Source organism: Janthinobacterium goodfellowi (assembly GCF_051380695.1).
Taxonomy (GTDB): domain Bacteria; phylum Pseudomonadota; class Gammaproteobacteria; order Burkholderiales; family Burkholderiaceae_D; genus Janthinobacterium.
Map to the genome: position 1 here is coordinate 1,414,305 of NZ_JBNYXN010000001.1, position 13,011 is coordinate 1,427,315.

Sequence of the window (13,011 nt, forward strand, 5' to 3'; positions counted from 1 at the left end):
CGTGGCGGCGGGAGGGCAGGAAAACTTACGGGACCACGGTCAGCACGTCGACATCGATTTCCGGGCTTTCCATGAAGTCTTTTTCCACTTCGCCACGGATTTCCACCCGGGTGTTGGCGTCGATCTTGCGGTTCATGAAGACCTTGTCGTCGATGTCCACGCGGATTTCCGCCGTGCCGTCGGAGAAGGTGTATTTCTCGTTCCCCACTTTGCGCAGCAGGTGGCCGCGCAGCACGACGGCCTGGTCGTCGACGGGATTTTTCAGGATGGCAGCCACATTGCCGGGTGCTGCCGGGCCGGCCGTCGGGCCCACGTACTGGGCGTGCGCGCCGCCGGCCAGCAAGGCGCAGGCGGCGGCCAGGGAAACGATGAGTGTGCGGTGCAGTGGCATGGTATTCCTTCGATAGTGACTGGCGGCTCAGAAAAACACGGCGGTGCGGGGGATGATAGCACCGGTATTTCCATAGGGCATGTTCGCCCGGACGCTGCCCGTGCTGGCCACGCCGTCGTCGAGTTTGCTGTCGATCTGCTCCGCGTAGCTCTCGGGCAGGTTGTCGAAACGGATGCCGTTGCCAGCCCGTCCGCCCACTTCGTCGTTGTACAGGTAGACGGCGCCGCCCTGGGCGCTGGTCATGAATTGCGAGGTGCCGTTGAACGAGCCGGTAATGAAGCCGCCCAGCGCCAGGTGCTGCGGCGCCAGCGTGAATTCGCGCGGCTGGCCGTCGCCGATCTGGCCGTCGCCATTGCCGTTGCCGGCGGAATTGGGCACGTGCACGGTGCCCTGGATATCGTCGCCGGGCAGGGCGCGGAACTTGTCCTGGTAGGCATTGACGGCGGCCGTCAGCGCATTCGATTGCTGGATGATGTTTTTCACCTTGGCGCTGTCGATCAAGCCTTGTCCCTTGAGCACGCCGCCGAGCAGCAAGCCGATGATGACCAGGACGATGGCGATTTCTACGAGCGTAAAGCCGTGCTGGCGGCGTGGAAGCATGGGATGTCCTTGGAAAAAGTGCTGGTGCTTGGGATGGCAGTTTACTGCAAATGGCGCCGCGCGCGCATGGCATTTCGGACGGCGGCTCATGGCGCCGCCTTTTTCTGTTGGGACAGTTCGTCGAGCTTGCGCGCGAGGAAGGCCAGCTCGTGCGGATCGGTGATCTGGCCGCTGGCGATCAGGCCGCCGATCACCAGGCGGGCGCTGTCGAGCTGGTCCATGTCTTCCAGGATGAACGCCTCCATTTCGCGCACCCAGGCCGGCACTTGCGGCCCCGTCGCCAGCTGGCGCAACTGGCGTGCATAGGCGAGCGCCAGCGGCAGGTCATGCAACTGGTGCTTGGCCACCAGCGCCGCCTGCGCCATGGCGGGCCAGCGGTGCTGCGGATCGGCGGCGAAGCTGGCGGCGACAAAATCGAGCATGCGCCGCGCGCGCTGCGGATCGGCCACGCCCGCGTACACTTCGCTGGCGGCCACCAGCGGGTATTGGCTGCGCGGATCGAGCGTTTGCGCCGTCTCCAGCCAGCCGGCCAGGCGGTCATAGTCGAGCTTGCGCCACGGCAGGCTGACGCCGGGCTGGTCCTCGAACGATTGCAGGTACAGCAGCATCGCCTTCGACATGGCCAGCGGCTCGCCCAGGCTGGCCAGGCGCGCCACAGCCGCCGGCGGCGCGGCGGGCAGGGGCCGCGCCTGTGGCGGTGCCTGCTGCTGCGCCAGGCGCCAGCCCAGCTGCAGCAGCAGGCAGGCCGCCAGCAGCCAGCACAGGGGGCGCGGCACGCTCGACCAGGGACGCTGGGCGGCGGCCATCAGATGTTCCTGCGGTAAAAGTCGCACAGCGCACAGCTGGCCAGCAAGGCCACATAGATGGCCGTTTGCGCCGCCACACTGGCCAGGGCTTGCCAGTCGCCGGTCGCGTACAGCAGCCACTCGGTGCGCGCAAAGGCGTCGAGGCGGGGCAATAGCAGGGCCAGCACGTCGATGGCGCCTGCCGTGGTGCGCTGCACCAGGGAGTCGCCCGCCTGCGGGCCGTGTGCGAGTAACTGCAGGCTGCCCAGCATGCGCGCCAGCACATAGAAGCCGCCCGTGGCGGCCAGCGCGGGCAAGGCCTGCTGCAGGCTGGCCGCGCACAGCAGGCTGAAGGCGGCGACGATCCACAATTCTCCCAGCAAGGACAGCGCCCACAGCGCGCTTTGCGCGGGTGCGGCGAACAGCGCCATCAGCAGGCCGAACAGCACGGCGGGCACGGCCGCCAGCGCCCCGTAGCCCAGCAGTTTGCCCAGCAGGTAGGCTGCGCGCGGCATGGGTAACGCCAGCAGCAGCTCCAGGCCCCGGTCGGCCGCTTCGCGCGCCATGCTGGTGATGATGAACGTGGCCAGCAGGAAGACGCTGGCCAGGCGCAGGGTGGCCGCCAGCAGCGCCGCCTGCACGGCGCCGCTTTCCGTCAGCGCCAGTTGCTGCAGGAAGCCGGCCAGGCCGGCGCCGGCGCAGGCGGCCAGCATGAACAGCCACGGCAGACGGCTGCGCAGCGCTTCGAGCAGCGTGTAGCGGGCGATGGTGAACGAGGGCAGGAGCATCGGCATCAGCGGGGCAGCCTTTGCGCCGCCACCATGCGGTTGAACAGGATATTCGGCGACAGCCAGACGACGATATCGTCGAACTCGCCGCCGGGCTGCTGCGGGCCGCTGGCGGCACGGCTGATGAAGGTGGTGGCGTTCGATGCATTGTTGCGCTCGTCGACATTGTTGCCGAAAGGCACAGCCTGGCGCTGGCCCTGCACGCCGGTGGCGCCAAAACCGTTCTTGCCGTGGGACATGATCATGGCGGGAATGTCCCTTGACGCCGTCGCCTGCAGCAGCGCGCCGCCGTTGCGCGTGACGATGCTGATGTCGCGCGGCGTGCCCAGGTTGAATTGTTGCTCGCTGTCGCTGAAGGCCGGCGTCACGCTGTAGCGGAACAGATTGTTCCAGCTGTCGCCCTGGCGCAGCCCCAGCGTGGCCCACGGCAGGAAGCCGGCGCGCTTGTCCCCCGTGCAGCGGGCGCCGCGCCGGTCTTCCAGGCCATTGCCGGCGGAAATGGCGGGACACGGCAGGTAGCCGTAGCGCAGCGCGTAGCCCGTCAGCGCTTCCTTCGCTTCATTCAGTGCCTGTTGCGTCTCGGCCACCTTGCGCTGTTCCAGCTGCACCGTCAATGGCGTGACCAGGCCGCCGATCATGAGGCCGACGATGACGAGCACGATGGCGATCTCGATCAGGGAAAAGCCGCGCTGGCGGCGCGCATGGCGGGCGCTCATGGCAGGTTGCGCGCGGCGCGCATGCGTTGATACAGGGTGGGCAAGGTAATCCAGGTCAGCATGTCGTCAAAGGCGCCACCGGGCAGCGTGGCAAGTTCGGTGGCGGGGCGGTTAATGAAGCGGCGGCTGGCGCCGTCGTTGGCGGCTTCGTCGATATTGCCGCGCGCCGTATTGATCTGCGGTACGCCGCTGGCGGCCGTGCCGTAGTGATTCCTGCCTTGCGAGAACAGCACGGCGGGCAGGCATTGCGCGCTGACGTCGCACTGGTCCTGTCCCGCCACGTAGGCGAGTTCGCCGCGCCCGTCGCGCGTGAGCACGACTCTGTTGGCAACGGCGGAAAACGAGACGATGGGCGCGCGCGCCATTTCCGGCGTGACGCTGTAGCGCAGCAGCTTGCCCCAGGCGTCGACACCGGCCACGCCCAGCGCCACCCATGGCAGGAAGCCGCTGCACTCGGCGTCGCCGGCGCAGTCGGCGGCCCGCTCGCGCCCGTCGAGCGCGGAGGCGGCAGGGCGGGGCAGGCGGCCATTGACCGCCGCAAAGCCCAGCAAGGCGTCGCGCGCCTGCGCCAGGGTGGCCAGGGTGCGCTGCTGGCGTTCGGTCTCGCCCGTGTTGCGCCCGAAGGCGCCGATCAGCAGGCTGGCCGCGCCCAGGCCCAGCACGGCCACCAGCAGCAGCAGGGCGGCGCCGTGCTGGCGACGCGCTTGGCGCGGCGTCATGGCTGCGCCTCGGTGACCGTGCCGCTGGCCGGGTCGTAGCGCTGGCCAGGTTTCAGCAGCACCACCTGGCCCGTCGACAGGCGCAAGGTCAGGCTGCCGGGCTGCTCGCGCGCAAGTTGGTTGTACGGCTCGTTCTGCGCTGCCTGGTTCAGCCAGACGGTGGAGCGGCCGCTGCTGCGCTGTACCACGCCGTTCAATTCCACGGGCGGCGCGGGTGGTGGCGGCGGTGGCGGAGGCGGCGGAGGCGTCAGGGCCGGATTGGCCGGCGGCGGCCCGTAGCGCTGCGCGTCGAGCTGGGCGCGCTGCTCGGGCGACAGGAACAGGCGTCCCAGCTGCGGTGGCTGTGCCTGGGCCGTCAGCGCGGCGCCAGCCAGCAGCGCGGACAGGATGAGGGTGGGCCTCATGGCCGCCCCGGCACGGGCGCGCTGCCCAGGGTCAGCCACAGCAGCTCGCATTCGGCGCCCAGGGCGGGTGCTGTCCCGCTGCCGCCTGGTCCCGCTCCTGCCGCCGCATGGCGTTTGAGCGTGCAATCCTGCACGGCGAAATAGCCGGCCTGGCGCAAATCGCCGAGCAGGTTCAGCAAATCCATCTCGTGCAGCAAATCCATTTGCAGGCGCATGCGGCTGCCGCGCAGCTGATATTGGCCCATCACCATGGGCAACGGCACTTGCAGCCCCTGCTGCGGGCTGATGTCATAGCTGATCGGCAACAGTTTGCGCTGTTCCTGGCTGCGGCGGATGGCATCGATCCAGGCCAGGCGGTTTTCCTCGCCGATCAGGCCGCGCTGGCGCAAGGCCAGGAATTGCGGTTCGTAGGCGCGGATTTCCTGCTTCTCCGCCTCCGCGTGGTTGAACAGGGTGGTGGCCGCCGAGCGCGTGCGCTGGGCCAGGTCCAGCTGCTGCGCTTCGCGCGTGCGGTAGGCGATGCTCAGGCTCAGCAGCAACAGGCTGGCCAGCATGGTCAGCGCAAAGCACAGCAGGGCGCGGCGTATCAGGTGCAGTTCGCCCAGCCAGGCGGGCAGGGTGCGCGCGGGCGCGCCCGTCCGTTGCATGCCGGGCAGGGGCGGCTGCTTGACGGGGCCGCTCATGGCTGCCACGCGAGCAAGAGAGTGAAGCGGGCCTGGCTGTCCGGGGCCGGGGCGGCGCTCTTGCCGGACAGGGCCACGCTGGGGCGCAGGTCGAGCGGCGTTTCCTCGATCGTCACCTGCATGCCCGGCTGGCGCGCCAGGGTTTGCGCGAAGGCCGTGATGGCGGCCAGGGCCGCGCGGTAATCGTTGTTCGGCATGGCCACGTCCGCTTCCAGGCGCAGCGCCTGCGGCGGCGCGACGGGAATGCCGGCCAGGGCGCTGCCGGTCGTGCCGCCTTGCTGCTGCTGCTGTTGCTGCTGCTGCTGCTGCTGCTGCTGCGGTGGCTGGCTGCCGGCCGCGCGCGCAGGCGCCTGGCCCGCATGCCAGTGCAGCTGGCCCAGCGCAACCTGCGGCGCCTGGTCCAGCGCGGCGCTCAGCATGCCCAGCAGACGGCCCGGTTCCGGCGCCTGGCTGGCGATCATGTGGCCCAGGGTCACGGCCACCTTCATGTTCTGCGTCTTGGCCGGCGCCGGCGGCTGGGTCGACATGACGCTGCGGTAGCGCTCCTGGTAGGACGCCGTTTCCTGCGCCAGGCGCTCGATGGCGGCCCCGTCGGTGATGCCGCCCAGCAGGTTAATCGCGCACCACAGCGCTGCCGACGCGCCGATCAGGGCGCTGGCGCCATACAGCGTCTTGCGCGCGCGCTGGAAGTGGTAATAGCGGGCCAGCGCGCCCGGTGGATAGTGGCTGGACGGCGGATGCTTGCCCAGCAAGGTCAGCAGCAATTCGTCGGCCAGCGCCGGCGTCCGGCGCAAGCCTACCCTTTCGCCCGCCAGCTGCAGGTCGATGAAGTGATAAGCCACTTCGACGCCGTTGTCGCACAGCAGTTCGAGCTTGGCGATCTGCGCGGCCGGCGCCAGGATGACGGTATTCAAGACGTCGCCGCGCGCCAGCATGCGCGTACTGGTGAGAAATTGCCGCGTCTTTTCCGTTTCCAGCGCGATATTCACGGCCACGCCGTCGAGCGCGATGGTGGCCGTCTGGCGCGAAAAGCGCAGCTGGCCCTTTTCGTAATAGCTTTGCCGCAAGCCGCCCGATTGCTGCGTCACCAGCAGCAAGTGTTCGTGCGCGATCGACAGCTTTCTGACCAGCTCGATACTGAGCAGGCTGGTCGAGTAAATGCCGGCCACGGGCACGCGCAAGTGCTCGAGCGCCTCCGTCCACGGCTGCAGCAGCGAGGGGTTGGTCAGTGCAAAGAACAGCACCTGGTCATCGTGGCGGCCCGTGCTTTCGCGGCCCAGCAGGGTGCTGCCCCGGTAGGGCGTGTCGCGGTGCAACTGCTGCTTGCGCCGCTCCAGCAAGGCCCGGCCCGCCTTGCCGCGCACGTGGGGCAGCAACTGGCGCTGGAAATCTTCCTCGATCAGGTCCGTCAGCAGATAGGCGGGCACGCCCGACCGCTGCGCCTGCGGGTCTTCCAGCCATGCGGCGAAACCGTCCAGCCCGGCCGCGCTGGCGGGGAAGACGTGGCCCTGGCCCAGCACGCCGTGGTCCCAGTCGTAGGCGCACAGCGCGTCGCTGGTAATGTAGAGTAATTGTTTGCGGAACACGGCGCTCTCAGGTCTCGGGTCTCAAGTTTTCATCGTGCTGATGGTGTCGTAGATCGGCCCCAGCACCGACAGCATGATCCAGCCCAGCAGCAGGCCCAGGATGACCGTCATGGCCGGCTCGATCATGGCTTGCACTTTTTCAATCAATTCCTTCACTTCGCGGTTGTAAAAGTAACTGACATTGCGCAAGGCCGTGTCCAGCGAGCCCGTGGCCTCGCCCACCTTGAGCATGCGGATGACCAGCGGCGGGAAGATGCCCGTGTGCTGGAAGGCGGCCGTCACGCCGTAGCCTTCGCTGATCAGCTGCGCGGCGCGGCGCAGGCCGGCCGCCACCACCTGGTTGCCGGCGATGCCTTCGGACAGGCGGATGCATTCGAGTATCGTGATGCCGGAAGCATACATCAAGGCAAAAAACGTGGCGAAGCGGGCCAGGATGATCTTGTGCAGCACGGGTCCGACCAGCCACAGCCGCAGCTTCAAGCCATCCCAGGCGTAGCGGGCCGCCTCGCTGCGGCGGATCAGCGCGCGCAGGCCGAAAAACAGCAGCACGGGCAAGGCCAGCAGCACATACCAGTAATCGATGAACACATTCGATACAAAGATCAACACGCGCGTGTGCAGCGGCAGCTCGCCGCCCATGTTGCGGATGAAGGCCGTCAGCTGGGGGACGAGATAGATCATCAGGAAAAACGTCACGCCCGCCACCACCAGCGCGACGATGATCGGGTACATGACGATCTTGCGCGTCTGCGAGGCCAGCTCGTCCTGCCATTTCAGGCTTTCCGACAGGTTCTTGAAGACTTCGGCGATCTTGCCGCTCTGTTCGCCCGCCAGTATCAGGCTGGTAAACGTGGCGTCGAAGATGTCGCCATGCTGGGCCAGCGCGCCCGACAGGGGCAAGCCGCCCTCGATGCTTTCGATCAGGTCCGTGACGACTTCGCGCAGGCGCGGATGGTCCGTGCTTTCGCGCAAGTCGTTCAAGCCTTCGAGGATGGGCACGCCCGCGCCCGTCAACTGTTCCATGTGGAAACAGAAATTGATCAGGTCGCGGCGGTGGATGATCCTCTTGCCCAGCAGCACCAGATACTGGCCCGTGATCTTGCAGTCGATCAAGTCGAGCTGCATGCGGTGCAGGCGCGCTTCCAGGTCCGGCACGTTGGCCGCCTCCATGCTGCCGGGAATCAATGTGCCGGCGGCATCCATGGCGCGGTAGACATATTGCGCCATCAGGCCAGCCTTTCCGTCAGGTCGACCACGCGGCCCACTTCTTCCAGGGTGGTCACGCCTTCCCTCACGCGGCGCATGCCGTCGTCGACGATGCCCTTGAAGCCGGCCGCGCGCGCCGCGTTCTTCAATTCGCGCGAACTGGCGCGGCGCGCCGTCAATTCATCGAGTTCGGCCGTCATCTTGAGGATTTCCATGATCGCCAGGCGGCCCTTGTAACCCTGGTGCGCGCAGCGCTCGCAGCCCACGGCGCGGCAAATGGAGACGGGCGCATCGTCTGCCGCCAAACCCAGCAGGCGGCGCTCGACGTCGTCGGCGATCACGGTTTCCTTGCAATGCGGGCACAAGCGGCGCACCAGGCGCTGCGCCACGATGCCGATGATGTTGCCGGCCATGATGTCGGGCAGGATGCCGATGTCGAGCAGGCGCGAGATGGAGCCAATGGACGAGTTCGTGTGCAGGGTGGAATACACCTGGTGGCCCGTCATGGCGGCGGCAAACGCCATTTCCGCCGTTTCGCGGTCGCGGATCTCGCCCACCAGGATGATGTCCGGGTCTTGCCGCATCATCGAGCGGATGCCGTCGGCAAAGCCCAGCTTGACGGATTCGTTGACGGAGGTCTGGCGTATCATGTTCATCGGATACTCGACCGGATCCTCCAGGGTCATGATGTTGACGCTTTCCGTGTTGATGTGGTTGATGATCGAATACAGGGTGGTGGTCTTGCCGCTGCCCGTGGGGCCCGTCACGAGGATCACGCCGTCCGGGCGCGCGATCATCAGTTTCAGCAAGTTCAGTTCCGCTTCGGCCAGGCCCAGCGCATCGAGCGGGACGATGCCTTTTTGTCGGTCCAGCACGCGCAGCACGACGTTTTCGCCATGCGTGGTCGGTTGTGCCGAGGCGCGGAAGTCGATTTGCCGCCCGGAAAACTTGATGCTGATGCGCCCATCCTGCGGCGCGCGCGCCTCGGCGATATTCATGTTCGACATCACCTTCAGGCGCACGGCCATGGCCGGCCAGTACGATTTGTGCAGGCTGCGGATTTGCCGCAGGATGCCGTCGATGCGGTAGCGGATGCGCAGGAACGACTGTTCCGGCTCGAAATGGATGTCCGAGGCGCCGTTCTGCACGGCATCGGCCAGCAGCGCGTCGATCAGGCGCACCATGGGCTGGCTGTACTCGTCCGAAGGCGAGGCCATGCTTTGGTAGCTGACCTCGCCCGTTTCGATTTCATGCAGGATGCCGTCGATCGACAATTCAAAACCGTAGTACTGGTCGATGGCGCGCGAAATGTCCGATTCGTTGACGAGCACGGTGGAAATCGTGATGCCCTTGACCAGCATGGCGCTGATCTGGTCGAGCGCGACGATGTTGCTCGTGTCGGCCATGGCCAGGATCAGATTGTCCGCCTGGCGCTCGTAGACGATGGGAAAGACACGGTAGCGCTTGGCCACGTCCTTCGGGATCAGTTTCAGGGCGATGGCGTCGACAACCAGGCTCGACAGATCCGCGCTGACCTGTTTCAGGTTTTCGCTGAGCGCTTCGCGCACGGTTGCCTCCGTGACGAAGCCCAGGGTGATCAGCAGCTTGCCCAGCGGTTCGCTGCTGCGCCGCTGCTCGATCAGGGCGATGCGCAGCTGGTCTTCGCTGATCACGCCTTTCTGGATCAGCAATTTGCCCAGCGGAAGTTTTGCCTGTTCTGCCATGTAGTGCTTATTCCTGACGGGGTGGGATGATGACCGGTTCGGCCGGGGCTGCCGGCGCGGGGGCCGCCAGTTCGCGCAAACGCGTTTGCACGACGGCCTGGTCGAAGGCGGCCGGCGTGGTTTGCGCCAGGGTCAAGGCGCGCTGGTAATATGTGGCGGCCAGCCGGGGCTGGTTCAGCCGGTCCAGGCCCACGGCCAGGTTGAAGGCATAGTCGGGATTGCCGGGCGCGGCGCCGTAGGCGCGGAAAAACTGCTGCTGTGCTTCATTCCAGCGGCGCTGCTTGGCGTACAGATTGCCCAGTGCAAACAGCACGGGGCCGCTGTCGGGGCTGCGCGCCAGGATGGCCTTCAGCCTGGCTTCGCTCTGCACCACGTCGCCCTGGCGCAGACCGATCAGGCCAGCCAGCGCGACGCCATCGTCGGGATTGATTTCCAGCAAACGCACGTACAGGGCCGCCGCCTGCGCGCCCTGGTTCTCGCGCAAGGCCACGGCCGCCAGGCCCAGCAGCGCGTCGCGGTTGTTGGCATCCTGCTGCAGCACCGTTTCATATTGCTGGCGCGCAAGACTTAGCTGGCCCCCGTTGAAGGCCTGGTAGGCTTGCTGCACGCCGGGGTTGATTTGCGGCGCCGTATCGTTGCGCAGCACCTGGATCTGGCTGTTGTCGGGCGCCATGACCGGTGGCAGGCTGGGCGGTGCAGGCGGCGGCATTTGCGCCAGCTGGGCGGCCACGGCCGCTTGCGCGGCGGCCTGGATCATCGCCTGCTGTTCCGCCGCGCCGGCTGGCGGGCGCTGTTCGCGCGGCACGTCCTGCGGCAGCGGTGCGGGCGCGTCCGGCATGGCGCCGCCCGCCGCAGGCACCACCACGACGGGGCCGGCAACGCCGGCCGTGCCCGGGGCGTCCGTCAATGGCATGGGCACGCCGGGCAGGTTGGCGCCCGCGCCGGGGCTGGTGCTGGCGCGCCAGTACCAGTACGCCATCGATCCGGCCACCACCAGCAGGATCGCCAGCAGCACGGCCAGGCGCACGGTGGCCGGGTCGACGCTGATCGGGCCCGTGGGACCTTTCGGCGGCGGATTGCTGCGGCTGGCGCGTGGCCGGGCGGGCGGGGGCTCGGGGCGCGCGCGCGGCGGTTCGGGAGGCGGAGCGGGCTGCGCGCCTGGCTGTGAATCTGGCTGCGGACCTGGCTGCGGACCTGGCTGGGCTGCGCCGGGCGCCGGCGGTGCGGATGCGTCCGGCAGCGGTTCCAGGCTCAGGGTGCTTGCCGGCTGCACGGGCGGTGGCGCGGCAGGCGCGGGGCGGGGCGGCAGGGCGTCGGCCGGCGCCAGTTCCAGCACCTGGTCGTAGGCTTCGGACGGCTTTTCCAGTTCCTCGTCGGAAAGGCTGTTCTGCTTGGCGCGCTCGGCCTTCTTGAGCGCCTGCATCAGCAAGCTCATGGAACGTCTCCCTGCAGGCGTGCCTGCGGCTGGACGGCCGGCGCCGGCGGGCCATCCGTGTACGGCTGGCTGTTGAGCGGCGCCTGGCCGGGCAGCAGGTAGCGGTAGTCGCGGTAATCGCCATCGACGCTGGCATCCTTGACCACCACGGGGCGCATGAAGATCACCAGCTCCGTCTTGCTGCTTGCCTCGTTACGATAGGTAAACAAATTGCCGACCAGGGGCAGGCTGGACAGGCCCGGTACGCCATCCTTGGCATTGTCGACGGAGTCCTGCATCAGGCCGCCCATCACGGCGATCTGGCCATTGCCCACTTTCATGATCGATTCCAGCTCGCGCGCCTGGATCACGGGTACGCGGCTTTGCACGTTCGCCGTGGCCAGGGCCGGATTCGGGTCTTGCACGTAGCCCACGATGCGCGTGATGGTGGGGCGCACGTTCAGGGTTACTTCATCGCTGTCGGAAATCTGCGGCGTGACGCTCATGACGAAGCCGACGGGCACCGTTTCCAGCTTCGATTCATAGGTGGCCGGCGTGGTGATGGTGCCCGTCGAGCTGATCACGGCGGGCGTCACCTTGATGGTGAAGAAGACATTGTTGTCGACCACCTTCAGCATGGCCGTCTGATTGTTGAGCACGCTGATCTTCGGGCTGGACAGCACTTTCACCTTGCCGAACGATTCGAGCAGCTGGATGGTGGTGGAAAAACTGTCTTTCAGGTAATTGAGCACGAAGATGCCAGGCGTGGTGCCTGGCGTGACGCCGCTGCTGAGCGCCGGGGTGCCCACTTGCTTCTGCGTCAGGCTCAGGCTGCCCGTCAGGCGCGACCAGTTGATGCCTTGCTGGTATTCATTGCTCAGGCGAACCTCGATGATGGTTGCCTCGATCAGCACTTGCCGCTTGGCGCTATGCAACACGGCGTCGAGGAATTCGGCGATCTTTTCATGCTGGCGCCCCGTGGCCCGCACGGCGATCAAGCCGCCTTCCACGTTGACGACGACGGACGAAGGGCTGCCCTTGTTGGCCAGTTTCAGCAGCGGCATGCCGTTCGCGTCCAGCGGCTGGGACGGGTTGGCGTTGCCCTGCTGCTGGCCTGGCGCAGGCTGGCCGCCATTCGGATTGCCATACTGCATCGGCGCCTGGGCGCCGTATTGATTGCCGCCCTGATTCTGCTGCTGGCCTTGCTGGCCCGCTTGTCCTTGCTGGCCTTGCGTATTGCCCTGGGCAGTCGTCAATTGCTGGTTCAGCTGCGCCAGCGGGTCCACCTGCACGTCGTTGAGCGTGGTTTCGCGCAGCAGGTCGCGGATATTCTTTTCCAGGCTGTACCAGAAGTTATTTTCCGAACGATTCACGACCAGGGTGGTCGAATTGTTATTGCCATTGCCGCCGCTGCCTTGCGTGCTGCCAACGGGGTTGCTGGTGTTGTTCGAGCCGCCGCCCGCCGTGGAAATTTGCGTGGCGATATTCACGCTGCTGTTGGTGCTGCGCGCCATGTTGACGTAATCGACCTTGTAATTGCGCCATACGGGCGCGTCGGGCAGCACCAGCAGGTTCTTGCCGTCGATTTCGTAGCGCATATCGACTTGCTTGCTGATACGCGTCAGCAATTGCGGCAGGGTCTGGTTCAGTGCATTCAGGGTGACGCTGCCTTCGATCTGCGGGTGGATGTCGATATTCATGCCTGCGTCGCGCGCCAGCGCAAACAGCAGCGATTGCACGGGCACCTTGTGCACGGTGACGCTGTAGGTTTCCACTTTGGGCGCGGGCAAGGGCGCGGCCAGCGCGCTGCTTTGCTGCACCGGTTCGGGAATGGCGCCGCCGGGGCGGGGCGCGGCATTGAGGTGGGCAGGCGACAGCGGCATTTGCTGCGTGGCGCAGCCGGACAGCATGGTGCTGCAGGCGAGGGCGACCCAGGAGGCCAGCACAGGAATAGGGTGTTGATTCATGAAAAGTTCGCCCTTGAAGTCATGTTGT

General features: G+C 66.7%; 13 protein-coding genes. All 13 read right to left on the minus strand.

The window, feature by feature from the left end; translation table 11 throughout:
- Window positions 1-25: 25 nt before the first annotated feature.
- The 13 genes from ACQ4WQ_RS06390 to ACQ4WQ_RS06450 all read right to left on the minus strand — a co-directional run bounded on the left by ACQ4WQ_RS06390 (window position 26) and on the right by ACQ4WQ_RS06450 (window position 12,983).
- On the minus strand, window positions 26-391 hold the full coding sequence (locus tag ACQ4WQ_RS06390) for a YgiW/YdeI family stress tolerance OB fold protein (protein ID WP_326459754.1): 366 nt from the start codon (window positions 389-391) through the stop codon (window positions 26-28).
- A gap of 27 nt (window positions 392-418) precedes the next feature.
- Window positions 419-991: a prepilin-type N-terminal cleavage/methylation domain-containing protein gene (locus ACQ4WQ_RS06395; protein ID WP_070313522.1), complete on the minus strand. Its 573-nt coding sequence runs from the start codon at window positions 989-991 to the stop codon at window positions 419-421.
- Window positions 992-1,077: 86 nt separating this feature from the next.
- Window positions 1,078-1,797 (minus strand): hypothetical protein, encoded by a 720-nt coding sequence (locus ACQ4WQ_RS06400; RefSeq protein ID WP_436495468.1) that lies wholly within the window; start codon window positions 1,795-1,797, stop codon window positions 1,078-1,080.
- Window positions 1,797-2,570: an ABC transporter permease subunit gene (locus ACQ4WQ_RS06405; protein WP_436495470.1), complete on the minus strand. Its 774-nt coding sequence runs from the start codon at window positions 2,568-2,570 to the stop codon at window positions 1,797-1,799. Before ACQ4WQ_RS06405 ends, ACQ4WQ_RS06400 begins: the two co-directional genes overlap by 1 nt.
- Window positions 2,570-3,280 (minus strand): type II secretion system protein, encoded by a 711-nt coding sequence (locus tag ACQ4WQ_RS06410; RefSeq protein WP_436495472.1) that lies wholly within the window; start codon window positions 3,278-3,280, stop codon window positions 2,570-2,572. The genes ACQ4WQ_RS06405 and ACQ4WQ_RS06410 overlap by 1 nt, the downstream gene beginning before the upstream one ends.
- Window positions 3,277-3,999 (minus strand): hypothetical protein, encoded by a 723-nt coding sequence (locus tag ACQ4WQ_RS06415; protein ID WP_436495474.1) that lies wholly within the window; start codon window positions 3,997-3,999, stop codon window positions 3,277-3,279. Before ACQ4WQ_RS06415 ends, ACQ4WQ_RS06410 begins: the two co-directional genes overlap by 4 nt.
- Window positions 3,996-4,403 (minus strand): hypothetical protein, encoded by a 408-nt coding sequence (locus ACQ4WQ_RS06420; protein WP_436495476.1) that lies wholly within the window; start codon window positions 4,401-4,403, stop codon window positions 3,996-3,998. Before ACQ4WQ_RS06420 ends, ACQ4WQ_RS06415 begins: the two co-directional genes overlap by 4 nt.
- Window positions 4,400-5,086 (minus strand): hypothetical protein, encoded by a 687-nt coding sequence (locus tag ACQ4WQ_RS06425; protein WP_436495478.1) that lies wholly within the window; start codon window positions 5,084-5,086, stop codon window positions 4,400-4,402. Before ACQ4WQ_RS06425 ends, ACQ4WQ_RS06420 begins: the two co-directional genes overlap by 4 nt.
- Window positions 5,083-6,672 carry a hypothetical protein gene (locus tag ACQ4WQ_RS06430; RefSeq protein WP_436495480.1) on the minus strand — a complete coding sequence of 530 codons (1,590 nt, stop codon included), beginning with the start codon at window positions 6,670-6,672 and terminating at the stop codon, window positions 5,083-5,085. The genes ACQ4WQ_RS06425 and ACQ4WQ_RS06430 overlap by 4 nt, the downstream gene beginning before the upstream one ends.
- A gap of 21 nt (window positions 6,673-6,693) precedes the next feature.
- Window positions 6,694-7,899, minus strand: a complete 1,206-nt coding sequence (locus ACQ4WQ_RS06435; protein ID WP_326459746.1) for a type II secretion system F family protein — start codon at window positions 7,897-7,899, stop codon at window positions 6,694-6,696.
- On the minus strand, window positions 7,899-9,602 hold the full coding sequence (locus ACQ4WQ_RS06440) for a GspE/PulE family protein (RefSeq protein WP_326459745.1): 1,704 nt from the start codon (window positions 9,600-9,602) through the stop codon (window positions 7,899-7,901). Before ACQ4WQ_RS06440 ends, ACQ4WQ_RS06435 begins: the two co-directional genes overlap by 1 nt.
- 7 nt (window positions 9,603-9,609) lie before the next feature.
- On the minus strand, window positions 9,610-11,037 hold the full coding sequence (locus ACQ4WQ_RS06445; protein WP_436495482.1) for a tetratricopeptide repeat protein: 1,428 nt from the start codon (window positions 11,035-11,037) through the stop codon (window positions 9,610-9,612).
- A complete protein-coding gene (locus ACQ4WQ_RS06450; protein ID WP_436495484.1) occupies window positions 11,034-12,983 on the minus strand; it encodes a secretin GspD/PilQ domain-containing protein in 1,950 nt (649 codons plus the stop codon). The genes ACQ4WQ_RS06445 and ACQ4WQ_RS06450 overlap by 4 nt, the downstream gene beginning before the upstream one ends.
- Window positions 12,984-13,011 lie beyond the last annotated feature (28 nt).